We start from the raw sequence: 26,509 nt of genomic DNA, 5'->3' as shown, positions 1-26,509 counted from the left end.
GCGATCCTTTGGACGTAGGTGTCGGATCGTCAGACCGGGCCCGCCGTGCCTTGACGTTCTTACTGCTGTCATCAGCATACATCACAAATCAGGTATTTCACGCTATTCTGATGATGCACAGATTCGTGTATATAGGTAGCCAATTGAATCAGGAAGGAGTGCCCATGAGCACGATGAGAGAGATCATCGGGCAGAACGTGAAGCGCGAGAGACGAGGCATCGGGATGCAGCAAGACGCGTTCGCCGAACGGCTCGCAACACTGTCAGGCCGCGCGTGGACGATCAGCGCCGTCTCCGAGGCTGAGCGCGGAAAACGCACGTGGACAGCCGACGATGTCGTGCTCTTCGCGCGAGCGCTCACCGTTCGACCTGCGTCGCTGTTCTCGATCCCCGACGAGGTCGACGCGGTCGAGATCGACGGCCAGTCCGTGGGCCGCGACGAGATCGAACCCGGCGCGCGTGCACTCAGTAACGGTGCGTCAGCACCGTTACAGGTGATCGCGCGTCTCACGCGTGCGCTCGACTCGCACCTGCACGAGATCACCGCCCTGCACGGAGCGGTGGAACAGACGTATGCCGACGCGATCGGCGCGCGCAAGACCTGGCTTCGGCAGACAGCCGAGCCACAGCCCAGAGAGGAAGATCAATGATCTATCGCAGATGCTCGTGCCGCAACGCGGACGGCAAGCCATACGGCAACCTGCCCGAGAGCGCCACCGAGGCGCAGATCGCGCGAGCGTGCCCCACATTGCTCGCCGACCCGAAGCACGGCAAATGGGGCTACTACCTCAGCCGGGGATTCGGCTTCGATCCGAAGACCAAGAAGATGAAACGGCTACAGACGCGCGTCGCCAACTTCACCAGCAAGCGGGCGGCTCAGTCCGCCTACGCGAAGGCGAAGACCGAGCACGACACGGGGCAGTTCCGCGAGACGAACCGCACGCAGTTCGCGCAGTGGTGCGACGAGTGGCTGACTACGAGCGGCCTCTCGGCAGGTCTTCGATCGGCGTACGGGCGCTACTTCGAGAACGACGTCGCGCCGAGCGCTCTCGGGCGGATGCGGCTCAGCGACATCAGGCGCGCCGACGTGCAGCGCTTCGTCGACAGCATGCTCGCTGCCGGTCGCGGCGTGCCGACCGTCAAGAAGGCGCACCGGGGCATCAGCAGTGCACTCACGGCAGCCGTGCGGGGCGATCTCATCCCAGCGAACCCCGCGAACGGCGTTGTGTTCCCGAAGGAGCGACGCGCGAAGTTCGAGCCGTGGTCACCCGCACAGGCCGGGAGGTTCCTCGACCACGCAGCGCAGCACCGGCTCGGCGTCGTGCTCGAAGTCGCCATGTTCACCGGCCTACGCCCTGCCGAGTTGGCCGGGCTGCGGTGGATCGACGTCGACCTCGCGTCGCGCACGCTCACCGTGCGGTGGACGCGCACGATCGTCGACGGCAAGGTCGAAGAGAAGGAGCCGAAGACCGAAGAGAGCCAGGCGAGCATCGACCTGGAAGATCAGACGGTCGGCGCGCTCGTCGCCTGGCAAATCACCCAGCAGGGCGACCGCGACCGGCTCGGCGCGCTCTGGCAGAACAGCGGCTACGTCTTCACCCACGAGGACGGGCGACCGTTGCGGCGCGACTACGTGCTGAAGAACGTGTTCAAGCCGGTCTGGGCAGCGACGAACGCGACGATCGCCGCCGAGAACGTCGAGCGTGTCGCACGCGGCGAGCAGCCTCAGCCGCCGCTCTCGTGGATCAAGATGCACGGGCTGCGGCACATGCACGCGTCGCTGATGCTCGCGAGTGGGGCCGACATCGCATTGACGTCGAAGCGGCTGCGGCACTCGTCAGTCGTCATCACGTCGGACGTGTACACGCACCTGATCGGCGACCGTGCCCGGCATGCCGCTGAGGCCGTCGCGGCGCTGGTTCCGAGGGTAGGTGCACCACAAGTGCACAACCAGACAGCAGAGCGCGCGTCTTTCAGCACTGGGGGAGTGGGGACTTCCGCGTGATTACGCGGTTCCCTGTGGTGGGCGATGCCGGACTCGAACCGACGACCTCTTCCGTGTGAAGGAAGCGCGCTACCAACTGCGCCAATCGCCCATGTGGAGTTGTGTCGTGCACGGTGGCACAGTCAGAAAGCATACCCGATCAGCGGCACCGTCCCGACACCGTGCGGGATGCCGGGCGTGGCGGCACTCCGTACGATCATGAGACACGCCCGGCATCGCGAAGCGGTTTGGCGATGCGCCGATCCTGGGCTAATGTATTTCAAGTGCCCGGGACGCCGGGAACGAAAACAGAATATGCGGATGTAGCGCAGTTGGTAGCGCATCACCTTGCCAAGGTGAGGGTCGCGAGTTCGAGTCTCGTCATCCGCTCGAGTGCAGGAGCCCCCTTCAGGGGGTTTCGGCATGTGGGTTCGAATCCACCTCGCGGTGGCGTGGCCGAGAGGCTAGGCACCGGCCTGCAAAGCCGTTTACACGGGTTCGAATCCCGTCGCCACCTCTCTGACAACTGAACAGCCTTCTAGGCGCGATTGGCGCAGCGGTAGCGCGCTTCCCTGACACGGAAGAGGTCACTGGTTCGATCCCAGTATCGCGCACAGACGAAAACCCCGGTTCAGCCGGGGTTTTTGCGTATCCGGCCCGGTGCAGAGCGGCCCGCGTGCCATCTACGTGTCGATGATTCCAGGTATGCCGACGAGGACATTCCGCCAGCCGCTGCAACAGCCAGGGAGCAGCAACCTGGCGCGTTGCCGGACCGCCGATACGGTGGAGGGATGAGTACGGAGGGCGAGGATCTACAAGGCGACGGCGCGGGTCAGGAAGGCCGACGCTGGTATCAGCGGCCGTGGCTCGCGAGCTTCGACGGATTCACCTGGGGCCCGACGAGCTGGGGCGCTCTGGTTGCCATCGCCATGGCCGTCGTGGCTGGCGTCGTCGTCATCGACTGGATGGGCTCGCTGTTCTAGGAACTCGCCGTCCTGTCGACTCACATCACCGGAAACCCGTCCGGTTCTCCCACGCAGCCGCCGAGCCAGGATGACATCGCGTTGTCGCACCCGACGCGGGTCGCAGCGAACGGGGTCCGGACCGTGTAGACGAGATAGGACTCGGCAGTCATGGGCTCGTCGACGTCGACCGTGACATGCGCTGTGTGTGGACCGCCTGGAGCAGCGAGCGCGCAGCGATCCGGCTCATCCTCGGGCGGTGTGCCGTCAGGGTCGACCCACCACAGGACCGGCGTGTACTCGTGTGGTCCTACTGCGCCTGCCTCAGGGGTGAGGACGTCGAAGAGGAGCTCACCGCACGTCGGGTCGCCCGCGGTGTGGCCGCCGAGCCAGGCGGCAACGGAAGCGCCGTCTGTGAGCCCCTCGGGCACAGGATAGAGCTCCATGGCCTGCAGCCAGCACTGCTGCCAGTAGAACATCACCACGTCCTGCTCGCCGTCGCCATCGCTGTATCGCGGCACGAGCGAGCAGCCCACCTCGGTCCAGGAACGCACCGGATCGTCCAGTTTCTTCAGCGGGGCGCGGAACTCGTCCTGCTTCGCGAGTAGCATGTCGCGCTCGGCGGGCAGACGGTCGACGAGCTCGTGAGCGCTGTTCGTGTGGATGATCCGGAGGATCGGTCCTGGCGCGAAGGCGAAAAGCCCGATGAGAACCAGGACGACGATGATTCCCGCGAGCCAGCGACGCCGCGGCGACCACGGCTCTGCTTCCTGCGCTCCTGGCTCCTGCGTCTCGTCCATATCCTTCACGATATCGAGACGCTCCGTAGTCCTGTTCGGTCTCGGATCGAGCGCCCGGCCGTAATGAATCGGGCGTTTCGCCGTCTCTTAGTGGGAACACCAGAGCAGCGAAGGACCGCGTTGAACACATTGACGATTCACTACCAGCTTTCAGAGATGCTGGTGCCGCTGGGAACGATCGGCGCCGTGCTCGCAACCGTGTCGGTCGTCCTCACCTGCGGGATCGTGGCCGCAGGACGAGACGAGGTGGGGCTGCCCGTCGCCGGATGGCTCGTAGGCACGCTGCTGAGCCTCGCAGCTGGATTCAGCGATCTGAGACCGACTCTGTTCTCGATCGCCGGCGGGGTGACCATGGCCGTCTTCATCGTCGTGGCGCTGCTGATCCGGCGGAACGGTCTTCGCCGGGTGGTCCGCGGGCACTGATCGCGAACGGGCAGGCTCCCGTCGACCGAGTCGTTTCCGGGACGCCGGCAGTCGCGCGTCTTGCGAGTCGGCATGGCGAGCGCAACCCCCTCTGCGATGAGTCTGGACGTGGCTACGTTCGCTGGCATGAGCATGGGAGAGACGCAGCAGGCGATCATCTCGATCGATGATGACGACGGCATCCCACTCGACCGCGACCAGGACATAGGCGCGCTGAAGGAGCGGATCGAGCGCGCGGCCGCCGAGACCCGGTTCGTGGACTTCCGCAGGGCGGACGGCGCGGAGGTATCCGTGCTCGTTTCGCCGCTCAGTCGCGTGCGCATCGCGATCCTGCCCGTCCGTGCGGAAGCGGTCGACGCCGCAGAACCCGGCGGTATCGACGACTTCCCCGCCGACCTGTTCTGATCAGACACGTACTCGCACGCTCCGACCGGCCGAGTCAACCCCCTACGTCGAACCGGTCGGCGACCCTACTGTCGTTGCATCGGAGCTCATGCGGGCTCCAGGACGGAAAGGAGCGGTCATGAATCCTCTTCTGATCATCGTCGCGGTGATCGCGATCATCCTCGCCATCACGGGTGGACTGGTGCAGTCCCTGAACTTCCTGCTGTGGGTCGGACTGGTCCTTCTTGCGCTCGCGGTGATCGCGTGGCTCATCAGGGCGGTCTCGGGTCGAAACACGAGCGTGTGACCTCCGACCCCGCGCCGACCGTCAACGGGTGACGATCGGCGCCGGCCCCGGTGCGCAGAGCGGGCGCTCGCACACCGGGGCCTTCTCATGTCTGCGGGGCGGATGCGGGATGCCGTGACGCGGCGGCGTAGACTTCAGGGCATGGAATCCGCGCCGGCCGCTCTCGTGACCTCTGTCACCGGTGTCGTCGCGCGAACTACGGACGCCTGAGCGGGCAGGGCGCGTTCGCGCCTGCAGCTGAGTCGTCTCGTTCCATCGTCTATCTGGAGAAACCCGTGTCAGACATCGCCCAGCCCAGCGTCGACAAGCGCGACGGCTTCGCCCTGTTCACCGATCGTTCCGTTGTCGCCATGCGCGTCAACGGAGAGCTGAAAGACCTCGCGGCGACCGTCGCCGACGGCGACGAGATCGAGCCCGTCGGCATCGACAGCCCCGACGGCCTCGCCATCCTGCGCCACTCGACGGCGCACGTGCTGGCTCAGGCGGTGCAGCGCATCCGTCCGCAGTCGAACCTCGGCATCGGCCCGCCCATCACAGACGGCTTCTATTACGACTTCGGCGTCGACACTCCGTTCACACCGGAAGACCTCAAAGCCATCTCCAAGGAGATGCAGCGCATCATCCGCGAGGGGCAGCGCTTCACCCGCCGGGTGGTCAGCGAGGACGAGGCGCGCGCCGAGATGGCCGATGAGCCGTTCAAGCTCGAGCTCATCGCCCTGGCCGGAGGCCCGGGCTCGGGCGCGGATGCAGCCGAGGGGGCGTCCGCAGAGATCGGCGCGGGCGAGCTGACGATCTACGACAACGTCACGAAAGACGGCGAGGTCGCCTGGAAGGACCTCTGCCGCGGTCCGCACGTGCCGAGCACCCGCATGGTGGGCAACGGGTGGGATCTCACGCGAGTGGCCGCCGCCTACTGGCGGGGCAGCGAGAAGAACCCGCAGCTGCAGCGCATCTACGGCACGGCGTGGCCGAGCAAGGAAGAGCTGCGCGCCTACCAGGAGCGCATGGCCGAGGCCGAGCGACGCGACCACCGCAAGCTCGGGGTCGAGATGGACCTGTTCTCGTTCCCCGACGAGATCGGCTCGGGGCTGGCGGTGTTCCATCCCAAGGGCGGCATCATCCGCTACGAGATCGAGGAGAACCTGCGTCGCCACCTGCTGCGAAACGGCTACGAGGTGGTGAACAGCCCGCATATCACCAAGAAGGATCTGTTCATGACCTCGGGTCATCTGCAGACCTATGCGGACGGCATGTTCCCCCCGATGCATCTCGATGAGGCGCGCGATGACGAGGGCAACATCACCCGCCAGGGCCAGGACTACTACCTGAAGCCCATGAACTGCCCGTTCCACAACCTGATCTACCGGGCGCGCGGTCGCAGCTACCGTGAACTTCCGCTGCGGATGGCCGAGTTCGGCACCGTCTACCGGTACGAGAAGAGCGGAACGCTCTCGGGTCTCACCCGCGTGCGCGGCCTGACCCAGGATGATGCGCACATCTACGTCACGCAGGACCAGGTGCGCGACGAGCTCGCCACGAACCTGAACCTCGTGCTCACGCTGCTGCGCGACTACGGACTGGACGACTTCTACCTCGAGCTGTCCACGAACGAGGAGGGCAACGACAAGTTCCTGGGTGAGCCCGAGCAGTGGTCGACGGCGATCGACATCCTGCGCGAGGTCGCCCTGGAGTCGGGCCTGGAGCTGGTGGCCGACCCCGGTGGGGCGGCGTTCTACGGTCCGAAGATCTCGGTGCAGGCCCGTGACGCCATCGGCCGCACGTGGCAGATGTCGACGATCCAGCTCGATTTCAACCAGCCTGAGCGGTTCGAGCTCGAGTACACCGGTCCCGACGGGCAGAAGCATCGCCCGGTGATGATCCACCGAGCACTGCTGGGCTCTGTCGAGCGCTTCTTCGCCATCCTGCTCGAGCACTACGCCGGCGACTTCCCGCTGTGGCTGGCCCCGGTGCAGGTCGTGGGGGTTCCGGTCGCCGATCAGTACTCGGAATACCTCGACGGCGTCATCGCCCAGCTTCGGGATGCCGGTGTGCGGGCGGACGTCGACCACTCCGACGACCGCATGCAGAAGAAGATCCGCAATCACACCACCGCGAAGGTGCCGGTGATCCTGATCGCGGGAGAGCAGGATCGAGCCGCCGGCACGGTCTCGTTCCGCTTCCGCGACGGTTCGCAGGAGAACGGCGTGCCCATCGCGGATGCCGTCTCGCGGATCCGCTCGGCGATCTCGAGCCACGCACGGGTGATGACCTCGGAGGATCTGGCTTGACCGGACTCGAGGACGCAAGTCACCTCGCCGGAGTCCCCGACGAGTTCCAGAGGCTGTGGACCCCGCACCGGATGGCGTACATCCAGGCGGGGCCACAGCCCCTGCGCGACGAGTGCCCGTTCTGCGAGGCGCCGAAGCATCCGGACGAGGAGCGCCTGATCGTGGCGCGAGGCGAGACGGCGTTCGTCGTGCTCAACCTGTTCCCGTACAACTCGGGGCACCTGCTGGTGTGCCCGTACCGTCACATCGGCACGTACGACCAGGCGACGCCCGAGGAGGTCGCCGAGATCGGGGCGCTCACGCAGACGGGGATGCGCGTGCTTCGCGAGGTGTCTCGCTGCGACGGGTTCAATCTGGGCATGAACCAGGGCGAGGTCGCCGGTGCCGGCGTCGCCGCCCATCTGCACCAGCACATCGTGCCGCGATGGGCGACCGACGCCAACTTCTTCCCGATCATCGCGAAGACGAAGGCGCTGCCGCAGCTGCTCGACGAGATCCGCGATGCCGTCGCGAACGCCTGGCCCACCGGCGGTCGCTGAGCCTCAGCGCACCTGGCGCGCGGTGAACTGCATCCGCGGGTTCGCGTAGGTCTCCTGCGATTCGACGAGCCGAAGCTCGCGGTCGCCGGAGTCGAGGGTGTTCTGCAGCAGGTCGAAGACGCTCGACACGGTGCGCTCCAGCGCCAGCTTCGCGTCGCCGGTGGAGGCGTAGTGCGCCGTGAACAGCGCGGCCGTGACGTCGCCCGAGCCGTTCGCCTTCATCGGCAGGTGCGGTGTGGCGACCAGCCAGGCGCCCTTCCCATCCGCCGCGAGCATCTCGATGGTGCCCTCCTCGCGGTCGGGCCGCTCGACCGAGGTGACGAGAACCGTCGACGGTCCCATCGCCATCGCCGCATCGACCGACGCGAGCGTGGACTCGAGGTCGGAGGGCTCAGTGCCGGTGAGGAAGCCCAGCTCGAACTGGTTCGGCGTGATGATGTCGGCGACCGGCACGACCTTGTCGCGCAGCAGCACGGGGATCGCCGGGGCGACGAAGCATCCCGACTTCGCGTTGCCCATCACGGGATCGCAGGCGTACACGGCATCCGGGTTCTTGGCCTTCACCCGTGCCACGGCGTCGATGATCACATCGGCGATGCCCTCGCCGCCCTGGTATCCGCTGAGCACGGCGTCGATCTGCCCGAAGACGTCTCGCTCCTCGATGCCGGTGATGACCTCGCGCACGTCGGACGGGTCGATCATCGGTCCGCGCCATGCCCCGTACCCCGTGTGGTTCGAGAAGTTCACGGTGTACACCGGCAGCACGTCCACGCCGATGCGCTGCAGCGGGAAGACGGCGGCCGAGTTTCCGACGTGACCGTGCGCGACGGCCGACTGGATCGAGAGGATCTTCATCCTGTCATCCTCTCACTGCCGCGGCGGCGAGATCGTCGACGAGACGCGAGCTCTCGACGTCGGTCAGGTCGTGCACGGTCAGCCGAAGGTGCCTCGACGGCCCTGCTGCGTCGTCGAGCAGGAACTCGTCGCCAGGGCGGGCCAGCCAGCCCTTCCGCATCAGCCGCTCGGCGGCGATGCGGGCTGACGTCTCGAGCTGCACCCACAGGCTGAGCCCATCGGTCGAGACGGTGGCGATGCCGCGGGCGGCCAGCGCCTCGGTGAAAGCGCGATTGCGTGCGGCGTAGTGCTCGGCGGCCCGTGCGATCTGAGCGCGCGCGGCCTGATCGGTGAGCTGTGCATGCGCGAGCCGCTGCAGCAGGTGACTCACCCAGGTCGTTCCGGGGCTGAGGCGCATCGCCAGTCGCTCCGCCGTGGTCGGATCGGTCCCTGCGAGCGCGAGGCACATGTCGGGGCCGAGGAACTTCGACACGGAGCGGATCAGCGCGTACCGACGATGCGTCGGCGCGATCAGCGACGCGTAGGGGTGGGACGAGAGCAGCGAGAAGTGGTCGTCCTCGATGATCAGGACGTACGGGTGGTCGGCGAGGACGTCGCGGAGCGCCGCGGCGCGTGCGGGGGAGAGACTCACGCCCGTGGGGTTCTGCGCGCGCGGAGTGCTGATGATCGCCCGGACCCCGGCATCCAGCGCCGCGCGAAGGCCGTCCACGGTCATCCCCTCCTCGTCCACCGCGACGGGGACCGCGCGATAGCCGCCGAGCCTGACGGTATGGATGCTGGAGAGGAAGCACGGGTCCTCGAGCGCAACGGCGTCATCGCGCATCAGCGCCTGGGCGAGCAGGCGCTCCACCGCATCGACGGCGCCACTGGTCACGACGACGTGCAGGTCGTCACGGGGCAGGTCGGCGAGCATCCACTCCCGTGTCCACTGCTCCAGCCCCGCGTCTATCACCGGCTCGCCGTACAGCACCGGCCGACCGACGATCCGGCCGAGAGCCGGCGTCGGATCGGGGATGAGGGCCGGGTCGGGATTGCCGGATGCGATGTCGCGCAGCACCGTGTCGGCCACGCCCTCCTGAGCCACGGGCTCGGCTCCGGCGATCACGGTGCCCGCCCGGCCTCGAGAGAAGACGAGTCCCGCCTGGGAGAGCTGGCGGTACGCCGCCACGGCGGTGTTGCGGTTCACGCCGAGGGTCGTCGCGAGCTCGCGCACCGGGGGAAGCGCATCGCCGGGGCGCAGCGCACCGCGCTCGCGCAGCCCGCGCACGCTGTCTGCTATCTCGGCGGCGGAGGTCCCGGTGATCATCGCGTCCATCACTCCGATTGTATGGTGCTATTGTTTGGCATAGGCCAAAGTGCGGATTGTCACAACGAGGAGTGATCATGGCATCCACCGACCAGAACCCCACCACCGGATCGCAGCGCGTCAAGCGCGGTCTCGCCGAGATGCTCAAGGGCGGCGTCATCATGGACGTCGTCACGGCCGAGCAGGCGAAGATCGCCGAGGATGCAGGAGCCGTCGCCGTCATGGCACTCGAGCGAGTGCCGGCGGACATCCGCGCCCAGGGCGGCGTCTCGCGCATGAGCGACCCCGAAATGATCGACAGCATCATCGATGCGGTCTCGATCCCGGTGATGGCCAAGGCCCGCATCGGCCACTTCGTCGAGGCGCAGGTGCTGCAGGAGCTCGGTGTCGACTACATCGACGAGTCGGAGGTGCTCTCGCCAGCCGACTACGTGAACCACATCGACAAGTGGCCCTTCACCGTGCCGTTCGTCTGCGGGGCGACCCACCTGGGTGAGGCCCTGCGCCGCATCACCGAGGGCGCGGCCATGATCCGCTCCAAGGGAGAGGCCGGCACGGGCGATGTCTCGGAGGCGATGAAGCACATCCGCAAGATCCGCGGCGAGATCGCGGCGCTCGGGGCCCTGTCGAAGGACGAGCTCTATGTCGCCGCGAAGGAGCTGCAGGCCCCGTACGAACTCGTCGCGGAGATCGCCGAGACCGGCACCCTGCCCGTCGTGCTGTTCGTCGCCGGGGGCGTCGCGACCCCGCCGACGCCGCGATGATGATGCAGCTCGGCGCGGACGGCGTCTTCGTCGGCTCCGGCATCTTCAAGTCGGGCGACCCGGTCGCCCGCGCCAAGGCGATCGTGAAGGCCACCGCGTTCTACGATGACCCGAAGGTGATCGCCGAGGCCTCCCGCGGACTGGGAGAGGCGATGGTCGGCATCAACGTCTCCGACCTCCCGGCACCGCACCGCCTCGCCGAGCGCGGCTGGTAAGCCCGCCTTCGGCAGGCGGCGCGATCCCGGGGTCGATCCGACCCGATCGGATCGGACCCGGATCGTCGGGCGCGGTGGTCACTGCCGGTGGAGACTCGATGTCGAAGGGAGCCACCGTGATCGAGATCCTCAACCGCCTCGTCGATGAGATCGAGTCGCACCTCGGCGACGACATCGACATCGACGGCATCGCCGCGGCATCCGGAACCACCGGGTACCACGTGCGTCGCATGTTCTCGTCGCTCTCGGGCATGCCGGTGTCGGAGTACGTCCGTCGTAGACGGATGACCGTCGCCGCGTCCGACGTCGTCGGCAGCGAGGATCTGCTCTCGATCGCGGTGCGCTACGGCTACGGATCGACAGAGGCATTCGGCCGGGCTTTCCGCGCTGTGCACGGCGTCGCCCATGGCGTCGTGCGCCGTGACGGCGGCCCCCTTCGCAGCCAGCCGCAGCTCAGGTTCCGCCTGACCGTAGAAGGGAGCATCCCCATGGATGTCCGCATCACCGAACGAGACGCCTTCCGCCTGATCGGGCACGCAGCGCGCGTGCCGCTGATCCACGAGGGAGCCAATCCGCACATCCAGGCGCACATCGCGTCGCTGCCCGTCGACGAGCACACCAGGCTCAAGCGGCTCGGCGACACCGAACCCGCAGGGATACTGCAGGTGAGTGCCGATGTCGATGCGGACTACGCCGAGGGGAGCGAGCTCACCTACCTGCACGGCGTCGCCGTGTCCGCCGGCTCTCCGGTGCCGGATGACCTCGACGCGATCGAGGTCGATCGCGGCGCATGGGCGGTGTTCCGCACCTCCGGAGCGTACCCGGCGGCGCTTCAGGCGGCATGGGCGGCCACCGCCACCGAATGGTTCCCCTCCAACCCGTGGCGGCTGCGCCCCGGACCCTCTCTCGTCGCGGTCATCGATCGCGCCGAGGATTTCAGCACGGCGACAACCGAGCTGTGGCTGCCGATCGAACGGAGTTGATGTGACGCAGGAGTCGACGAAGGCTGACGGCCCGCGCGTCGGGGTGCTCGCCCTGCAAGGTGATGTGCGCGAGCACGTCGCCATGCTCGAGCGCCTCGGCGCCGAGGCGGTGCGGGTGCGCCGACCGGAGGAGTTCGCCACGGTCGACGGACTGATCATCCCCGGCGGCGAGTCGAGCGTGATCGACAAGCTGACGCGGATGTTCGGTCTGGCCGATCCCATCCGCGAGGCGATCCGAGCCGGGATGCCGATGTTCGGCACCTGCGCCGGTCTGATCATGCTCGCCGACCGCCTGGTCGACGCGATCGACGGGCAGCAGACGTTCGGTGGCCTCGACGTCACCGTCCGGCGCAACGCCTTCGGCCGCCAGGTGGACTCCTTCGAAGGCCCTGTCGCGGTGCCGAGCCTCGGCGGCGATCCGGTGCGCGCCGCGTTCATCCGCGGTCCGGTGGTCGACACGGTGGGTCCGGATGCCTCGGTGCTGGCGGCGCTCGATGACGGCAGCGTCGTCGCGGTCGAACAGGGGAATCTGCTCGGGATCAGCTTCCATCCCGAGATCTCGGGCGAACCGCGTTTCCACGAGCGCTTCCTGCAGCGCGTCGCGGAACGGATAGCAGTCCGCGAGGGATAGCCTCGCACCCATGCGCCTGCCACTCGGATCCACGGACCTCAGCGCCAGCGGCGGAACGGTCACCCTCGTCGGCCGGCGCGGCGATGCCTGGCAGAGCCTCGATGGCGCAGGAATGGCGCTCGAGCGCGCGATCGACGCCGTCGAGGCTCTCAGCAGCTCGGACGTGCACGCCGAACCCGGCTTCGCGACGTCGGTTCCCTCCGGATCCGCTCAGGCCGGCTTCTTCTCCGCCGGTGAGCAGATCCTCTGGCGCTATGGTCGCTTCACCGAGTCGGCACGCGTGGTCCGTGATGACGCTCGGGGCCTGGTCGTGTGGATCCCGTCAGGATCCGAACGACTCGAATCGGTGCCGGCCGATGGCCGCCGCACCCGCGACATCCCTCTCCACGAGCGGTTCGGCGTGCCGACGGTGACGCGTCAGTCGACCTGGACCGGCCCTGGCGTCCTCCGTGTCGCACCGAGCGGCAAGCCGTGGTCGGTGTGGTTCTTCCGCGACGCTCACGCCGTCCCGCAGGGGGCGTACGTGAACCTCGAGGTGCCGCATCGTCGCGGCGGAGCGGTTCACCCGGGCATCTTCTCGCGCGACCTCGTTCTGGATCTGTGGATCGACGCGGGGCATCCGGGATCGGAGGACATCTGGCTGAAGGATGCCGACGAGCTGGAGGCCGTCGTCAGGCAGGGCCGATTCACGCCCGCTCAAGCCGATGCCGTGCGCGCGATCGCCGATCACGCAGCACGGGAGTTCATCGTCGACGGACGATGGCCGCTCGATGAGGGCTGGGAGCGCTGGTCGCCGGATGCCGCGATGGACGAGCCCGTGGCACTGCCCGCGATTCGATAGAATGGACGACGCCCTGGAGGCGACTCCCGGGCGCAGGCGACGAGCGGAGACATATGTCCGGGCATTCCAAGTGGGCTACGACCAAGCACAAGAAGGCCGTCATCGACGCGCGCCGTGCGAAGTCATGGGCGAAGCTCATCAAGAACATCGAGGTCGCGGCGAAGCTCGGCGGACCCGACCAGGCAGGCAACCCGACGCTCTTCGACGCGGTGCTCAAGGCCAAGAAGATGTCGGTCCCGAAGGACAACATCGACCGCGCGGTGAAGCGCGGAGCAGGCATCGGCGGCGAGGCTGTCGAGTACACCTCGATCATGTACGAAGGCTACGGTCCCAACGGCGTCGCCCTCATGATCGAATGTCTGACCGACAACAAGAACCGTGCGGCCGCTGAGGTGCGCACCGCGCTCAGCCGCAACGGCGGCACTCTCGCCGACCCCGGTTCGGTCGCGTACAACTTCACCCGCAAGGGCGTCATCGTGGTCGGCTCGGAGGGCACCACGGAGGACGACGTGATGATGGCCGCTCTCGAGGCCGGCGCCGAGGAGGTCGAGCCGCATGCGGACGGGTTCCAGGTGATCGTCGAGGCGACGGACCTGGTCGCCGTGCGCACTGCTCTGCAGGAGGCCGGCATCGACTACGACTCGGCCGACGTCGAGTTCGTCCCGAACCTCAAAGTCGAGATCGACGCCGAGACCGCGCGCAAGGTCTTCCGCCTCATCGACGCACTCGAGGACAGCGACGACGTGCAGAACGTGTTCGCCAACTTCGACCTCACCGCCGATGTTCAGGCCGAGCTCGAGAGCGACGACGACGAGTAGGGGCTGCTCCAGAAGGCCCCTGGCGCGCCTGCGCCGGGGGCCTTCGTGCACCTCGTAGCCTGGGGGAGTGAGCTCTCTGCGCGTCCTCGGCATCGATCCCGGCCTCACCCGCTGCGGCATCGGGATCGTCGACGTCGACCGGTCCCGCAGAGCATCGCTCGTCCATGTCGGTGTCGTCCGTACGCCCGTCGACGCTGACCTCTCGACACGTCTCGCGGCTGTGGCCGCGGGGATCCGCGCGGCGATCGACGAGCACCGGCCGGCGGCTGTCGCTGTCGAGCGCGTGTTCGCGCAGCACAACGTGCAGACCGTGATGGGCACCGCCCAGGCATCCGGCGTCGCCCTTCTGATCGCCGCAGAGGCCGGACTTCCCGCCGCGACCCATACGCCGAGCGAGGTGAAGGCTGCCGTCACCGGGTACGGCTCGGCCGACAAGCGCCAGGTGCAGTCCATGATCGCGCGGATCCTGCGCCTCGACGCTCCGCCGCAGCCGGCCGACGCGGCCGACGCGCTCGCGATCGCGCTGTGCCATGCCTGGCGAGGCGGCACCGCTCAGGCCGCCGCGGGTGCCCGGCTGACCCCGGCGCAGCAGGCGTGGGCTGATGCCGAGCGCGGCGCCCGCGCCGCTAGAACATATGTCCGATAGGGTGAGGTCATGATCTCGTCTCTGCGCGGCACCGTGCTGCACGCCGACACCGCACACGTCGTCATCGAGACGGGGGGCGTCGGTTTCGCGGTGTTCGTGCCTGCGGACGTCGCACACACCGCCGTCGTCGGCGAGCAGCTCCGGCTGCACACGAGCCTCATCGTCCGAGAGGATGCGCTGACCCTGTTCGGCTTCAGCGACCGCGACGAGCTCGAGATCTTCGGACAGCTGCTCAGCGTCACCGGCGTCGGGCCGAAGTCCGCCCTCGGCGTGCTCTCGCACCTCACCGTCGACCAGATCGCCGAGGCCGTCACCGCCGAGGACGACGCGCCGTTCCGCCGCGTCTCGGGAATCGGACCGAAGACCGCGAAGCTCATCGTCGTGCAGCTGGCGGGCAAGGTGCAGCCGCGTGTGGCATCCGCTCCCGCCGGCGCTCCGGCGACCGCGACCGTCGAGCAGGTCGCCGCAGCGCTCGTCGGACTGGGCTGGTCGGAGAAGGTCGCGGCCGAAGCCGCCGCGCAGTCCGCGGAGGATGCCACGGATGCGGAGCGCGAGTCGGTGCCGGCCCTGCTGCGCCGCACGCTCGCGGCCATGGGGCCTGGAGCCAAGCGTGGCTGACGCCTCCCGCGACGCCGGCGAGGCGCTCGACGAGACGGAGCTCGCGATCGAGGGCGCCCTTCGCCCGAGCAGTCTCGACGAGTTCGTCGGACAGCCCAAGGTGCGCGGACAGCTGCAGCTGCTTCTCGAAGCGGCGCGCATCCAGGAGCGCCCAGCCGACCACATCCTGCTGGCAGGCCCTCCCGGCCTCGGCAAGACCACTCTCGCGATGATCGTCGCGCACGAGAGCGGGCGGCCGCTGCGACTCTCGAGTGGACCGGCCATCCAGCACGCCGGCGACCTCGCGGCGCTGCTGTCGAGTCTCACCCCCGGCGAGGTGCTGTTCATCGACGAGATCCACCGCATGGCGCGCTCCGCCGAGGAGATGCTGTATCTCGCGATGGAGGACTTCCGCATCGACATCATGGTGGGCAAGGGAGCAGGTGCCACGAGCATCCCGCTCGAGCTCGCCCCCTTCACGCTCGTCGGGGCGACGACCCGCTCCGGTCTGCTGCCGAACCCGCTGCGCGACCGCTTCGGATTCACCGGACATCTCGAGTTCTACGACGACGACGATCTCGAGCGCGTCATCGCTCGATCGGCGAGCGTGCTCGGCGTGCGCCTGCCCGACGACTCGCTCAGCGAGATCGCACGCCGCTCACGCGGCACGCCCCGTATCGCGAACCGCCTGCTGCGACGCGTGCGCGACTACGCGCTGGTGCACGGCGGCGGGGGAGCGGCGTCGATCGACGACGTGCGGGCCGCGCTCGATCTCTACGACGTGGACGCCATCGGGCTCGACCGCCTCGACCGCGCGGTGCTCGATGCGCTGGTGCGTCGCTTCCGTGGCGGCCCTGTGGGTCTCAGCACCCTGGCCGTCGCGGTCGGCGAGGAGGCCGAGACGGTCGAGAGCGTCGTCGAACCGTACCTCGTGCGCATCGGGTTCCTCGGGCGCACTCCGCGCGGACGCATCGCCATGCCCGAGGCGTACCGGCACCTCGGCATCGCCCACCCCGACGGCGTGGCATTGTTCGATGACCTATAATCGCTGAAGCCTCCCTGAACCCTTGTGCGCTCATCGGCGTGCGCTCTTTGAAAGGCCCATCCCTATGGATCCCATGTCCCTCATGCTCTTCGGTCTTCTCGGCGTGATGCTCGTGTTCATGTTCGTGAACACCCGCAAGCGTCAGAAGCAGATGAAGGAGCAGCAGGAGGAGAAGGCCACCAAGACCGTCCCCGGCGTCAAGGTGCTGCTGCAGGGCGGCCTGTACGGCACCGTGGTCTCGTACGACCCCGTCGACCTCGACAAGCCGGCGCAGATCGAGATCGCCCCGGGCGTCGTCATCGAGGTCCACAGCCAGGCGATCCTCCGACTCGTCGACGAGAACGAGCACGTCGCGGATGAGACGCCCGACGAGGTCGACGAGGCGTCCGACGTGACGCCCGCGCAGGATGCGACCGACGGCATCGAGTCGATCAAGGTCGAGACCCCGGAAGAGACCAAGGCGCGTCTCGAGCGCAACGACGAGAACTGACTCGCCGGCACGGCCCCCCACCCGAAAGCGGAACTCAGTGGCATCCTCATCTCCGACCCGCCATGCCTGGCGGGTTCTCCTCGGCCTGCTCATCGTCACGGCGGTGCTCTTCGGCATCAACTCGCTCGGCGTCTACGTGTTCAAGACGGACGCCGGCGAGCCCGCCAGCTCGTGGTCTCCCGAACTCGCCCTCGACCTGCAGGGTGGAACGCAGATCATCCTCGGCGCCGAGTCGGCTGACGGTGCGGATCCCACGACCGAGCAGCTCGAGCAGGCCGCGGCGATCATCCGCCAGCGCGTCGACGCATCGGGTGTGGCCGAAGCCGACATCACCACTGAGGGCGGCCGCAACATCGTCGTCCAGATCCCCGGCGTGGCCGACCAGGCGACCAGGGACCGGATCCAGGCGAGCGCCAAGCTCGAGCTGCGCCCGGTGATCCTGGCGACCGACCCGGCGACGTCGACGGTCGGAGAAGACGGCAAGGAGACGCCGTTCCCCTCGCCCGCAGCGACGATGAACGACGAGCCCTCACCTGCGCCGACGGACAAGTCCGACCCGAGCTGGGCCACCGAGAAGCAGATCGCGGCGCTTCGGGCGTACGACTGCTCCGCCGAGGTTGATTCACGTGCCGCTGAGGACAAGCCCCTCATCGCCTGCGAGGAGAACGGCAGCGCGAAGTACCTGCTCGGACCCGTCGAGCTCGACGGCACCGTGATCGACGACGCCACCGCCGGGCGCGAGCAGCAGAGCGGTCGCTGGACCGTCAACCTCGAGTTCGACAGCAAGGGCACTGAGATCTTCGGCAAGGTCAGCCAGCGTCTGAACGCCAACCGCCTGGCGCAGCAGTCGCCGCGCGATCAGTTCGCCTTCGTGCTCGATGGCAAGGTGCTCTCCGCGCCGACCATGCAGGCGGTCATCCTCAACGGCAAGCCGAGCATCTCGGGCAACTTCACTCAGGAGAGCGCCAAAGCCCTCGCCGACCAGCTGCGCTACGGTGCGCTTCCGCTGAGCTTCACGGTCGAGAGCTCCGACACCATCTCGGCGACCCTCGGCTCGCAGCAGCTCGAGATCGGCCTCATCACCGGCCTCATCGGCCTCGGCCTGGTCGCGCTGTACTCCCTGATCACGTACCGCGCGCTCGGCTGGGTGATCATGGCGTCCATCGGCGTGATGGGCGTGCTCACCTACATCATCATCGCGATCCTCGCGTGGCGAATGGGCTTCCGGCTGTCCCTGGCCGGCGTCGCGGGTCTGATCGTGTCGATCGGCTTCACCGCCGACTCGTTCATCGTGTACTTCGAGAGAATCCGCGACGAGCTGCGAGACGGCAAATCCATCGTCGCGGCGGTCGAGGACGGCTGGGGTCGAGCGAAGCGCACGATCTACATCTCGAAGTCGATCAACGTGCTCGCCGCCGTCGTGCTGTACGTCCTCGCCGACGCGACCGTCAAGGGCTTCGCGTTCACGCTGGGTCTGACCACACTCATCGACGTGTTCATCTTCGTGATCTTCACGCACCCGGTGATGCAGCTGCTCGCGCGCACGCGCTTCTTCGGCGGCGGGCACAAGCTCTCGGGTCTCGACCCGGAGGCGCTCGGAGCGGTGTATCGCGGCCGTGCGCAGTTCCGCGACGTGCGAACCGGCTCGTCCGGTCGCGCCGCCCGCAACAAGGGGGCGCGCGGTGAGGCAGAGAAGCGGCAGACCATCGCCGAGCGCAAGCGCGCAGAGGCCCTCGCAGGATCCAAGGATGCCGGAAAGGACTCCGACGCCTGATGTTCTCCATGAATGAGTTCGGCAACAACCTCTACTCGGGCAAGACCTCGTTCCCGTTCGTCGGGAAGCGCCGTCTGTGGTTCATCATCGCCATCCTGCTGGTGGTCGGATCGGCCCTCGTGCCGCTCGTGCGCCCCGTGCAGTTCTCGATCGAGTTCACCGGCGGCTCGCAGTTCGTCGTGCTCGCGCCGTCGTCGACCGATCAGGGCCTGGCGACCGACGCGGTGCGCTCCGTCGTGCCGGAAGCCGCGGCGAAGGTGGTCACGGTCAACAACCGCGACGTGCGCGTGCAGACCGACCAGATGACGCCGGACGAGACGCAGGAGGTCAAGGCGGCGCTGGCCGACGCCTATGACGTGAACGCGGATGAGATCACCGACTCCTTCATCGGCCCGGCATGGGGTGAGAACGTCACGCGGCAGTCGCTGTGGGGCCTGGCGATCTTCCTGGCGCTGACCTTCCTCATCCTCGCGATCTACTTCCGCACCTGGAAGATGTCGGCCGCTGCCATCATCGGCCTGCTCGACGTGCTGCTCATCACCGTGGGCGTCTACGCGCTGGCCGGCTTCGAGATCTCTCCTGCGGCGGTGATCGGGTTCCTCACGATCCTCGCGTACTCGCTCTACGACACCACGGTCGTGTTCGACAAGATCCGAGAGAACACGACCGAAGACGCGAATCAGACGACGCGCACCTTCGGCGAATCGGTGAACCTCGCGGTGAACCAGACCCTGATCCGCTCGATCAACACCTCGGTCGTCGCGGCCCTCCCGGTCGGCGCGATCCTGTTCATCGGATCGCTCTGGTTCGGCGCAGAGACGCTCACCGACATCTCGCTCTCGATCTTCGTCGGCATCATCGTCGCCACGTACTCGACGCTCTTCGTCGCCGCTCCGCTGTACTCGCTGTTCCGCGAGAAGGAGCCCGAGATCGTCGCCCACGACGCCAAGGTGCATGAGGCGCGCGAGCGCGCTGTCGCAGCGGTGTGATCACCCTGCGCGTGGTCGGGCACGCGCCCGTCCGCGCGTAGGATGATCTGATCGGGACGGGAGCGGAAGATGGCGGATTCTCAGGCGACATCGCAGGTGTCGAGCCTGCGGCGACTGGTGCCGCGCATCTTCTCGCGTGCCCCCAGGGTCAACGATCTGGACAACCTGATCCGCACCGTCCGCGCCAATCATCCGCGCGGCGATCTGCCCATCATCGAGCGCGCCTACCGGGTCGCCCGCGAGAAGCACGAGGGGCAGTTCCGCCAGAGCGGTGAGCCGTACATCACCCATCCGCTGGCGGTCGCGCAGATCCTCGCGGAACTCGGCCTCGGGCCGCGCGCCATCGCCGCGGCCCTGCTGCACGACACCGTCGAGGACACGGGGTACGCGCTCACCGAGCTGACCGCGGAGTTCGGTGACGAAGTCGCCATGCTCGTCGACGGCGTCACAAAGCTCGACAAGGTCAAGTACGGCGAGAGCGCTCAGGCCGAGACGGTCCGCAAGATGATCGTGGCGATGTCGAAGGACATCAGGGTGCTGCTGATCAAGCTCGCCGACCGACTGCACAACGCCCGCACGTGGGGCTTCGTGCAGCCCGAGAAGTCGGCGCGCAAGGCCAAGGAGACGCTCGAGATCTACGCGCCGCTCGCGCACCGCCTGGGTATCCAGACGATCAAGTCCGAGCTCGAGGATCTCTCGTTCGCCGTGCTGCACCCGAAGATCTACGCGGAGATCAACAGCCTGATCGCGCAGCGCACCCCGCAGCGCGAGAAGTACCTGCAGAACGTGGTCGAGTCGATCAACGAGGATCTGCGCGAGCTGCGCATCCGCGGCAAGGTCGTCGGGCGCCCGAAGCAGCTGTACTCGGTCTACCAGAAGATGGTCGTCCGCGGCCGCGAGTTCGACGACATCTACGATCTCATCGGCATCCGGGTCCTGGTGAACTCGGTGCGCGACTGCTATGCCGTGCTCGGCGCGATCCACGCCCGCTGGACCCCGCTGCCCGGCCGGTTCAAGGATTACATCGCCACGCCGAAGTTCAATCTCTACCAGTCGCTGCACACCACGGTGATCGGCCCCTCCGGCCGCACGGTCGAGATCCAGATCCGCACGCACGAGATGCACCAGCAGGCGGAGTTCGGCGTCGCGGCTCACTGGATGTACAAGGAGCGGATGAACGGCGGCAAGGTCGACACCCGTGCCGCCGACGCCGACATGGCTTGGCTCGCGCACATCTCCGACTGGCAGGCGGAGACGGCCGACCCCAGCGAGTTCCTCGATTCGCTGCGCTTCGAGATCGGCGCCAAAGAGGTCTACGTCTTCACGCCGAAGGGGAGGGTCATCGGGCTGCCCACCGGGGCCACCACCGTCGACTTCGCGTACGCCGTGCACACCGAGATCGGGCACCGCACGATGGGCGCCAAGGTCAACGGCCGCCTGGTGCCCCTCGAGACCGAGCTGAAGAGCGGCGACGTGGTCGAGGTGTTCACCTCGAAGAACCCCGATGCAGGTCCCAGCCAGGACTGGCTGAGCTTCGTCAAGAGCACTCGCGCGCGCAACAAGATCCGCGGCTGGTTCACCAAGGAGCGCCGCGAGGAGGCGATCGAACAGGGCAAGGAGGCGATCGCGCGCGCGATGCGCAAGCAGAACCTCCCGCTGCAGCGCCTGATGAACCAGGAGTCGTTCGCGGAGGTCGCGCGCCAGCTGCGCTATGAAGACGTCTCGGGACTGTACGCCGCCGTCGGCGAGGGCCACGTGTCGACGCAGTCCGTGCTCGAGAAGGTCACCGCTCTGGTCGCCGCCGACGAGGACACCAGCACCGGTGCAATCCAGCTGCCGGGACAGGCGCCGGCGCGCGAGCCGCGCACCAGCGACTCCGGAGTGCTGGTGCGCGGCGCATCCGACATCCTGGTGAAGCTCGCGCGATGCTGCACCCCGGTGCCTGGCGACCCGATCGTCGGCTTCGTCACGCGAGGCAGCGGGGTCTCGGTGCACCGTCAGGACTGCGTGAACGTCAAGGCGCTCGGCTCAGATCCGGAGCGGTTCATCGACGTCGAGTGGGCGCCGACGACGAAGAGCGTCTTCCGCGTGCAGATCCAGGTCGAGGCACTCGATCGCTCCGGACTGCTCTCGGATGTCACGCGCGTGCTCAGCGAGCACCACGTCAACATCCTCTCGGCCACGGTGTCGACCACCGACGAACGGCTCGCGCTCAGCCGCTTCGTGTTCGAGATGGGCGACTCGGTGCACCTCGACCGCGTGCTGAACGCGGTCCGTCGCATCGACGCCGTCTACGACGTGTATCGCGTCACGACGTCCTGATCCGCCCAGCCGTCGAGCACGCGCCGCGCATGGTTCGCGCCGGGGCGTCTGCCGAGCGGCAGCACCCGCTCGCGCACAGCATCGGCGAGTCCGGGAGCGGCATCGATCAGCGCGCGCAGCCAGATGGTGTCCTCAGCACTGCCTGCTGAGCTGAAGAGCAGCGATACAGCGGTCGCGAGCGGATTCTGCACCCAGACCCCGGCGATCTCCTGCACCTCGTCTTCTGGGAGCCGCCGCTCATGGTGCACGACTCGCGACGAGATGACGACCCGCTGACGAGTGCGACTGATGCGGGAGACATGGTGGACTCCAGGCGGCGCATCGCGCGCGCCGTGCACCCAGGCAGCGCTGATCCCGCTGACCGCGGCGCCTGTCGGCACGAGAGGGGAGAGGCTGAGAGCCCGCGCTCCGGCCCCTTCGATCGTGTCGGCCGGCATGTACCCTTCGCCGACCTCTACGACGTCGCCGTCGAGGCGCGCCGCGCTCAGCTCCGGCAGCGTGAGCCTGTCGCCGGGGCGGTAGAACAGGGCGGGATGCACCCTCAACAGTGTGAGCCGTGGCGCCCGTGTCGGGGGCACCACGGCTCACACTGTGGATAACCTGCGTCAGCCGCCCAGAGCGCTGAGCCAGGAGCGACGGGCGGCCAGCGCCTCAGTCGCCTCCTTGACGGCGCGCTTGTCGCCGGCCTTCTCGGCGGCGGCGAGCTCGGCCTCGAGCTTCTCGATGGCATCGAGGAGCTGGGAGCTCATGTCGTTCGCGCGCGCCTTGGTCTCGGGGTTGTTCTTCTTCCAGTCGACGTCCTCGCGCGACTTGAGCGCCTGCTCGATCGAGCGCATGCGGTCGTCGAGCGCACGCTCCTTGTCGCGGGGGAAGATGCGTCCGACCTCATCCCACTGGCGCTGGATGCGGGTGAGCAGTGCGCGGGCGCGCTTGAGGTTCGGCTCGTCGGCGACGGCCTTGGCCTCTTCGAGCAGCGCCTCTCGGGCCTCGATCTTCGGAGCCGAGTCCGCCTCCTCGGCCGCCGCCTGCTCGGCGCGGGCGGAGTAGAGCGCGTCACCGGCGGCCTTGAACCGTGCCCAGAGGGCGTCGTCGGCCTTGCGGCCGGCTCGTCCCGATGCCTTCCAGGCGTCGAGCAGATCGCGGTAGGCCGGGATCCCGTCGACGCCTCGCGGCGCGAGCGCCTCTGCACGCTCGACAAGACGCGCCTTGGCGTCGCGTGCGGCGCGGTGCGCGTCGTCGAGCTCGGAGAAGAACGCGCGGCGCGCCTTGTCGACGGTCGTGCGCGCATCACGGAAGCGCTTCCAGAGCTGCTGGGCGACGCCCTTCGGCAGACGCGGAGCGTTCTGCTGATGCGCCTGCCACGAGTCGAACAGCTCGGTCATCTCGGCGGTGACCTGCTTCCACTGCACCTTCGACAGGTCGCGACCGGCAATGGCCTCTGCCTTCTCGACGATCACGGTGCGCTCGGCGATCGCGGCGTCCAGCGCCTCCTTCGCGGCAGCCGACTCCTGAGCGGTCGCCTCGGCGAGCGACGCGAGGAGGGTCTCGATGCGCTCGCGCAGCGTCACCAGGTCGCCGACGGCAGCCGCGTCGGCTGCCTCGCCGCGCAGGTGCGTGGCCTGCTTGGTGAGATCGGAGGCCGAAGCGCCGCCGTTCTGCGCGCGCGTCTCGAGCGTGCCGAGCTTGATCGCGAGGTCATCGTACTTGCGGGCGAAGTACGCCAGCGCCTCATCCGCCGTGCCGTCGGGGTACTGACCGACCGGCCGCCAGCTCTCTCCCTCGCGCACCTCGACGGTGCCGTCTTCGGTGACGCGACCCCACTCGGCAGCATCCGAGGCGATCGGGGCTACCGCAGGTGCGGCGGGAGCCGCGGGGGCGGCCGCGGGCATCGGCCTGCGCGGCGGAGCCGGCACGGGCGGTCCGGGAACGGGAGGGGTGGGCGTGGGGGCGTCGTTGTCAGACACGATGTTCTCCTTGCGCGGTCGGCCCGCGGGAGTGGGAAAGGACGTTGCTCAGCCTAGTTCACTCGCTCGGAGTCTGCGTCGGCGTCGCATCGGGCGCAGAGCTCGTGGACGGGGAGGGCGACGGGGTCTGCACCGGCGTCGACGTCTCGGCGGGAGTGGGCTCGGGCAGGGTCACCTGGGCGTGCACGGCCTGGCTCACGAAAGCGCCCACGACGACGAGGGCTCCGACGACGGTGGCGACGATCGTGTCGCGACGGCGTCGCCGGATCGTCTTGGCGTTCCACGCGGTGCGCGCCGCGTACAGCCGAGCGCGTTCCGCCTCGGTGCGCGTGCGCCGGGGTGTGCGTGAGCCGCGTGCTGCCATGGGTGTCCTCCTGATCCGGTCGAGTGCGAGCCTACCCGGGAGCGGCACGGTGTCCGTCGCCCCGACTAGCCTGGGACGATGACCTCCGCACCCCTCCTGTCGGGACAGACCCCGCTCGCCGTGCGCATGCGGCCGGTCTCGCTCGACGAGGTGGCCGGGCAGCAGCATCTGCTGCGCGCGGGGTCGCCGATCGTCGCTCTTGCCGATCCGGATGCCCAGGCGCCTGGCGCCGTGTCGATCATCCTCTGGGGGCCGCCCGGCACCGGCAAGACCACGCTCGCGCAGGCGATCGCCCGATCATCCGGGCGCCGCTTCGTCGAGCTGTCCGCCATCACCGCGGGTGTGAAGGACGTGCGCGAGGTCATGCAGGAGGCGATCACCCAGCGCGACCTCTACGGCCAGACCACGATCCTGTTCCTCGACGAGATCCACCGCTTCACCAAGGCCCAGCAGGATGCCCTCCTGCCAGGAGTCGAGAACGGCTGGGTGATCCTCATCGCAGCGACCACCGAGAACCCCTCGTTCTCGGTGATCTCCCCCCTGCTCTCGCGATCTCTCCTGCTCACGCTGAAGCCGCTCACCGACGAGGACATCGGCGTGCTGCTCGATCGCGCCGTCGTCGACGCCAGAGGGCTCGCGCGTGCCGTGACGGTGTCCGATGACGCGCGCGCCGCGCTGATCCGGCTCGCATCCGGAGACGGCCGTCGCGCACTCACCGGTCTCGAGGCAGCGGCGGCGGTCGCGCTCTCCACGCACGAGGAGGGTGAAGAGGTCATCGTCTCCGACGAGGACGTCGCTCAGGCCGTGGACCGCGCGCTGCTGCGCTACGACCGGCAGGGCGACGAGCACTACGACGTCATCAGCGCCTTCATCAAGTCGATCCGCGGCTCCGACCCCGACGCGGCCGTGCACTACCTGGCGCGCATGATCGAGGCGGGGGAGGACCCGCGGTTCATCGCCCGTCGGCTCGTCATCTCCGCAGCCGAAGACGTGGGTCTCGCTGACCCGCAGGCGCTCACGATCGCCACTGCGGCTGCCGACGCGGTGGCCTTCATCGGGATGCCCGAGGGGCGCATCCCCCTCGCCGAGGCGACCATCTACCTCGCGACGACGGCCAAGTCCAACGCGGCGTACACCGCGATCAACCAGGCCATCGCCGATGTGCGCTCCGGCGGCTTCGGGAGAGTGCCGATCCATCTCCGCGACGCCCACTACGCCGGAGCGAAGCGGCTCGGCCATGGCAAGGGCTACCGCTACCCGCACGACAGCGATGCAGGCATCCTCCCGCAGCAGTACCTGCCGGACGAGCTGGTTGGCAGACGCTATTACGAGCCGAAGAACCTCGGGGCGGAGCGCGACATCGCACCTCGACTGGAGCGCATCAGGAAGATCCTCGACGACCGCTGAGACGACTCAGCTCGATCTGTTAGCATTGATCGGCTCGAAACAGAGTTTTCGGGCATCCCTCCACTCCTGCACCACTTCCCGACGCGCCCCGGCGTGCGCGACGAGAAGGAGGAAGCGAGGCGATACGCCCGTGAGGCGCGAAAGACGCGTCCACGTCACGGAAGGAACACTTCGTGGTCACGAAGTCCCAGGACCGCCGCAAGGTCCGTCTCAGCCGTGCGCTGGGAATCCCGCTCACCCCGAAGGCCGCCCGCTACCTCGAGAAGCGTCCCTACGCTCCGGGCGAGCACGGCCGCACCAAGCGCAAGGCCGACAGCGACTACGCCGTCCGTCTGCGCGAGAAGCAGCGTCTGCGCGAGCAGTACGGCATCCGCGAGAAGCAGCTGCGCATTGCGTTCAACGAGGCCCGCCGCAAGGACGGCCTGACCGGTGAGAACCTGGTCGAGCTGCTCGAGATGCGTCTCGACGCCCTCGTGCTGCGTGCCGGCTTCGCCCGCACCACCGCGCAGGCTCGCCAGCTGGTCGTGCACCGTCACATCCTCGTCGACGGTCAGCTCGTCGACCGCCCGTCGTTCCGCGTGAAGCCGGGTCAGCTCATCCACGTCAAGGCCAAGTCCGAGGCTCTCGAGCCCTTCCAGGTCGCAGCGGCCGGCGGTCACGCCGAGGTTCTGCCCCCGGTTCCGGGCTACCTCGAGGTCGAGCTCGACAAGCTGCAGGCCCGCCTGGTCCGTCGTCCGAAGCGCGTCGAGGTCCCCGTGACCTGTGAAGTGCAGCTCGTCGTCGAGTACTACGCAGCCCGCTGATATCAGCA

General features: G+C 68.0%; 27 protein-coding genes, 4 tRNA genes and 1 pseudogene. 25 read left to right on the top strand and 7 right to left on the bottom strand.

Going from position 1 to position 26,509, the window contains the following annotated elements; genetic code table 11:
* Nucleotides 1-164: 164 nt before the first annotated feature.
* Together FVO59_RS14300 and FVO59_RS14295 are read left to right on the top strand one after the other, a co-directional pair.
* Entirely contained in the window at nt 165-650 is a 486-nt protein-coding gene (locus tag FVO59_RS14300) for a helix-turn-helix domain-containing protein (protein ID WP_182253224.1), read from the top strand.
* Nucleotides 647-2,005, top strand: a complete 1,359-nt coding sequence (locus FVO59_RS14295; RefSeq protein WP_182253223.1) for a site-specific integrase — start codon at nt 647-649, stop codon at nt 2,003-2,005. The genes FVO59_RS14300 and FVO59_RS14295 overlap by 4 nt, the downstream gene beginning before the upstream one ends.
* Before the next feature lie 15 nt (nt 2,006-2,020).
* On the opposite strand, the gene FVO59_RS14290 is transcribed toward FVO59_RS14295, so the two are convergent.
* A tRNA-Val gene (locus tag FVO59_RS14290) sits at nt 2,021-2,096 on the bottom strand.
* 205 nt (nt 2,097-2,301) lie between these two features.
* Between FVO59_RS14290 and FVO59_RS14285 the strand changes: the two genes are divergently transcribed.
* The 4 genes from FVO59_RS14285 (at nt 2,302) to FVO59_RS14270 (ending at nt 2,967) form a co-directional block, all read left to right on the top strand.
* Nucleotides 2,302-2,374, top strand: a tRNA-Gly gene (locus tag FVO59_RS14285).
* 56 nt (nt 2,375-2,430) lie between these two features.
* Nucleotides 2,431-2,501 (top strand) — tRNA-Cys (locus FVO59_RS14280).
* A gap of 25 nt (nt 2,502-2,526) precedes the next feature.
* A tRNA-Val gene (locus tag FVO59_RS14275) sits at nt 2,527-2,598 on the top strand.
* 177 nt (nt 2,599-2,775) lie between these two features.
* Complete coding sequence (locus tag FVO59_RS14270) at nt 2,776-2,967, top strand: hypothetical protein (protein WP_182253222.1); 192 nt, start codon at nt 2,776-2,778, stop codon at nt 2,965-2,967.
* A 20-nt stretch (nt 2,968-2,987) separates the two neighbouring features.
* On the opposite strand, the gene FVO59_RS14265 is transcribed toward FVO59_RS14270, so the two are convergent.
* Nucleotides 2,988-3,746, bottom strand: coding sequence for a hypothetical protein (locus FVO59_RS14265; protein ID WP_182253221.1), 759 nt, complete (start codon nt 3,744-3,746; stop codon nt 2,988-2,990).
* A gap of 156 nt (nt 3,747-3,902) precedes the next feature.
* On the opposite strand from FVO59_RS14265, the gene FVO59_RS14260 reads away from it, so the two are divergent.
* From FVO59_RS14260 to FVO59_RS14240, 5 genes are all read left to right on the top strand, one after another.
* On the top strand, nt 3,903-4,169 hold the full coding sequence (locus FVO59_RS14260; protein WP_182253220.1) for a hypothetical protein: 267 nt from the start codon (nt 3,903-3,905) through the stop codon (nt 4,167-4,169).
* 108 nt (nt 4,170-4,277) lie between these two features.
* Entirely contained in the window at nt 4,278-4,574 is a 297-nt protein-coding gene (locus FVO59_RS14255; RefSeq protein WP_182253219.1) for a hypothetical protein, read from the top strand.
* A 118-nt stretch (nt 4,575-4,692) separates the two neighbouring features.
* Complete coding sequence (locus tag FVO59_RS14250) at nt 4,693-4,860, top strand: hypothetical protein (RefSeq protein ID WP_182253218.1); 168 nt, start codon at nt 4,693-4,695, stop codon at nt 4,858-4,860.
* A 350-nt stretch (nt 4,861-5,210) separates the two neighbouring features.
* Entirely contained in the window at nt 5,211-7,148 is a 1,938-nt protein-coding gene (thrS, locus tag FVO59_RS14245) for a threonine--tRNA ligase (RefSeq protein ID WP_430736355.1), read from the top strand.
* Nucleotides 7,145-7,687, top strand: coding sequence for an HIT family protein (locus FVO59_RS14240; protein WP_182253216.1), 543 nt, complete (start codon nt 7,145-7,147; stop codon nt 7,685-7,687). Before thrS ends, FVO59_RS14240 begins: the two co-directional genes overlap by 4 nt.
* A 3-nt stretch (nt 7,688-7,690) precedes the next feature.
* Here the strand turns inward: FVO59_RS14240 and pdxY are convergent, their stop codons facing one another.
* Entirely contained in the window at nt 7,691-8,542 is an 852-nt protein-coding gene (gene pdxY, locus FVO59_RS14235; RefSeq protein ID WP_182253215.1) for a pyridoxal kinase PdxY, read from the bottom strand.
* Nucleotides 8,543-8,546: 4 nt separating this feature from the next.
* Nucleotides 8,547-9,857 carry an aminotransferase class I/II-fold pyridoxal phosphate-dependent enzyme gene (locus FVO59_RS14230; protein ID WP_182253214.1) on the bottom strand — a complete coding sequence of 437 codons (1,311 nt, stop codon included), beginning with the start codon at nt 9,855-9,857 and terminating at the stop codon, nt 8,547-8,549.
* A 68-nt stretch (nt 9,858-9,925) separates the two neighbouring features.
* Here FVO59_RS14230 and pdxS point away from each other — a divergent pair.
* The 12 genes and pseudogenes from pdxS to FVO59_RS14170 all read left to right on the top strand — a co-directional run bounded on the left by pdxS (nt 9,926) and on the right by FVO59_RS14170 (nt 21,963).
* Nucleotides 9,926-10,827: pseudogene (pdxS, locus tag FVO59_RS14225) on the top strand (pyridoxal 5'-phosphate synthase lyase subunit PdxS).
* A 98-nt stretch (nt 10,828-10,925) separates the two neighbouring features.
* A complete protein-coding gene (locus FVO59_RS14220; RefSeq protein WP_182253213.1) occupies nt 10,926-11,810 on the top strand; it encodes an AraC family transcriptional regulator in 885 nt (294 codons plus the stop codon).
* Nucleotide 11,811: 1 nt separating this feature from the next.
* Nucleotides 11,812-12,441, top strand: coding sequence for a pyridoxal 5'-phosphate synthase glutaminase subunit PdxT (gene pdxT, locus FVO59_RS14215; RefSeq protein ID WP_182253212.1), 630 nt, complete (start codon nt 11,812-11,814; stop codon nt 12,439-12,441).
* A gap of 10 nt (nt 12,442-12,451) precedes the next feature.
* Nucleotides 12,452-13,282, top strand: a complete 831-nt coding sequence (locus tag FVO59_RS14210) for a ribonuclease FAU-1 family protein (RefSeq protein WP_182253211.1) — start codon at nt 12,452-12,454, stop codon at nt 13,280-13,282.
* A 53-nt stretch (nt 13,283-13,335) separates the two neighbouring features.
* Entirely contained in the window at nt 13,336-14,100 is a 765-nt protein-coding gene (locus FVO59_RS14205; protein WP_182253210.1) for a YebC/PmpR family DNA-binding transcriptional regulator, read from the top strand.
* A gap of 67 nt (nt 14,101-14,167) precedes the next feature.
* Nucleotides 14,168-14,746 carry a crossover junction endodeoxyribonuclease RuvC gene (gene ruvC / locus FVO59_RS14200; protein WP_182253209.1) on the top strand — a complete coding sequence of 193 codons (579 nt, stop codon included), beginning with the start codon at nt 14,168-14,170 and terminating at the stop codon, nt 14,744-14,746.
* A 9-nt stretch (nt 14,747-14,755) separates the two neighbouring features.
* Complete coding sequence (gene ruvA / locus FVO59_RS14195) at nt 14,756-15,364, top strand: Holliday junction branch migration protein RuvA (protein WP_182253208.1); 609 nt, start codon at nt 14,756-14,758, stop codon at nt 15,362-15,364.
* Nucleotides 15,357-16,388: a Holliday junction branch migration DNA helicase RuvB gene (gene ruvB / locus FVO59_RS14190; protein WP_182253207.1), complete on the top strand. Its 1,032-nt coding sequence runs from the start codon at nt 15,357-15,359 to the stop codon at nt 16,386-16,388. Before ruvA ends, ruvB begins: the two co-directional genes overlap by 8 nt.
* Nucleotides 16,389-16,461: 73 nt before the next feature.
* On the top strand, nt 16,462-16,878 hold the full coding sequence (locus FVO59_RS14185; protein WP_182253206.1) for a preprotein translocase subunit YajC: 417 nt from the start codon (nt 16,462-16,464) through the stop codon (nt 16,876-16,878).
* Between the two features lie 37 nt (nt 16,879-16,915).
* The gene (secD, locus tag FVO59_RS14180; RefSeq protein ID WP_182253205.1) at nt 16,916-18,652 is read left to right on the top strand and encodes a protein translocase subunit SecD; all 1,737 of its coding nucleotides are present in this window, start codon (nt 16,916-16,918) and stop codon (nt 18,650-18,652) included.
* Nucleotides 18,652-19,641, top strand: coding sequence for a protein translocase subunit SecF (secF, locus tag FVO59_RS14175; protein WP_182253204.1), 990 nt, complete (start codon nt 18,652-18,654; stop codon nt 19,639-19,641). Before secD ends, secF begins: the two co-directional genes overlap by 1 nt.
* A gap of 69 nt (nt 19,642-19,710) precedes the next feature.
* Entirely contained in the window at nt 19,711-21,963 is a 2,253-nt protein-coding gene (locus FVO59_RS14170) for a RelA/SpoT family protein (protein WP_182253203.1), read from the top strand.
* On the opposite strand, the gene FVO59_RS14165 is transcribed toward FVO59_RS14170, so the two are convergent.
* The 3 genes from FVO59_RS14165 to FVO59_RS14155 all read right to left on the bottom strand — a co-directional run bounded on the left by FVO59_RS14165 (nt 21,933) and on the right by FVO59_RS14155 (nt 24,291).
* The gene (locus FVO59_RS14165) at nt 21,933-22,502 is read right to left on the bottom strand and encodes a type IV toxin-antitoxin system AbiEi family antitoxin (RefSeq protein ID WP_182253202.1); all 570 of its coding nucleotides are present in this window, start codon (nt 22,500-22,502) and stop codon (nt 21,933-21,935) included. The two genes, FVO59_RS14170 and FVO59_RS14165, sit on opposite strands and share 31 nt — an antisense overlap.
* 66 nt (nt 22,503-22,568) lie before the next feature.
* Entirely contained in the window at nt 22,569-23,852 is a 1,284-nt protein-coding gene (locus FVO59_RS14160; protein WP_430736354.1) for a DUF349 domain-containing protein, read from the bottom strand.
* A gap of 133 nt (nt 23,853-23,985) precedes the next feature.
* A complete protein-coding gene (locus FVO59_RS14155; protein ID WP_182253200.1) occupies nt 23,986-24,291 on the bottom strand; it encodes a hypothetical protein in 306 nt (101 codons plus the stop codon).
* Between the two features lie 78 nt (nt 24,292-24,369).
* On the opposite strand from FVO59_RS14155, the gene FVO59_RS14150 reads away from it, so the two are divergent.
* The gene (locus tag FVO59_RS14150) at nt 24,370-25,698 is read left to right on the top strand and encodes a replication-associated recombination protein A (RefSeq protein WP_182253199.1); all 1,329 of its coding nucleotides are present in this window, start codon (nt 24,370-24,372) and stop codon (nt 25,696-25,698) included.
* A gap of 173 nt (nt 25,699-25,871) precedes the next feature.
* Nucleotides 25,872-26,501, top strand: coding sequence for a 30S ribosomal protein S4 (gene rpsD, locus FVO59_RS14145; RefSeq protein WP_182253198.1), 630 nt, complete (start codon nt 25,872-25,874; stop codon nt 26,499-26,501).
* Nucleotides 26,502-26,509: the final 8 nt, after the last annotated feature.

This window comes from Microbacterium esteraromaticum, from assembly GCF_014084045.1.
Lineage (GTDB): Bacteria > Actinomycetota > Actinomycetes > Actinomycetales > Microbacteriaceae > Microbacterium > Microbacterium esteraromaticum_D.
This window is presented reverse-complemented; position numbering and strand designations above follow the sequence as displayed.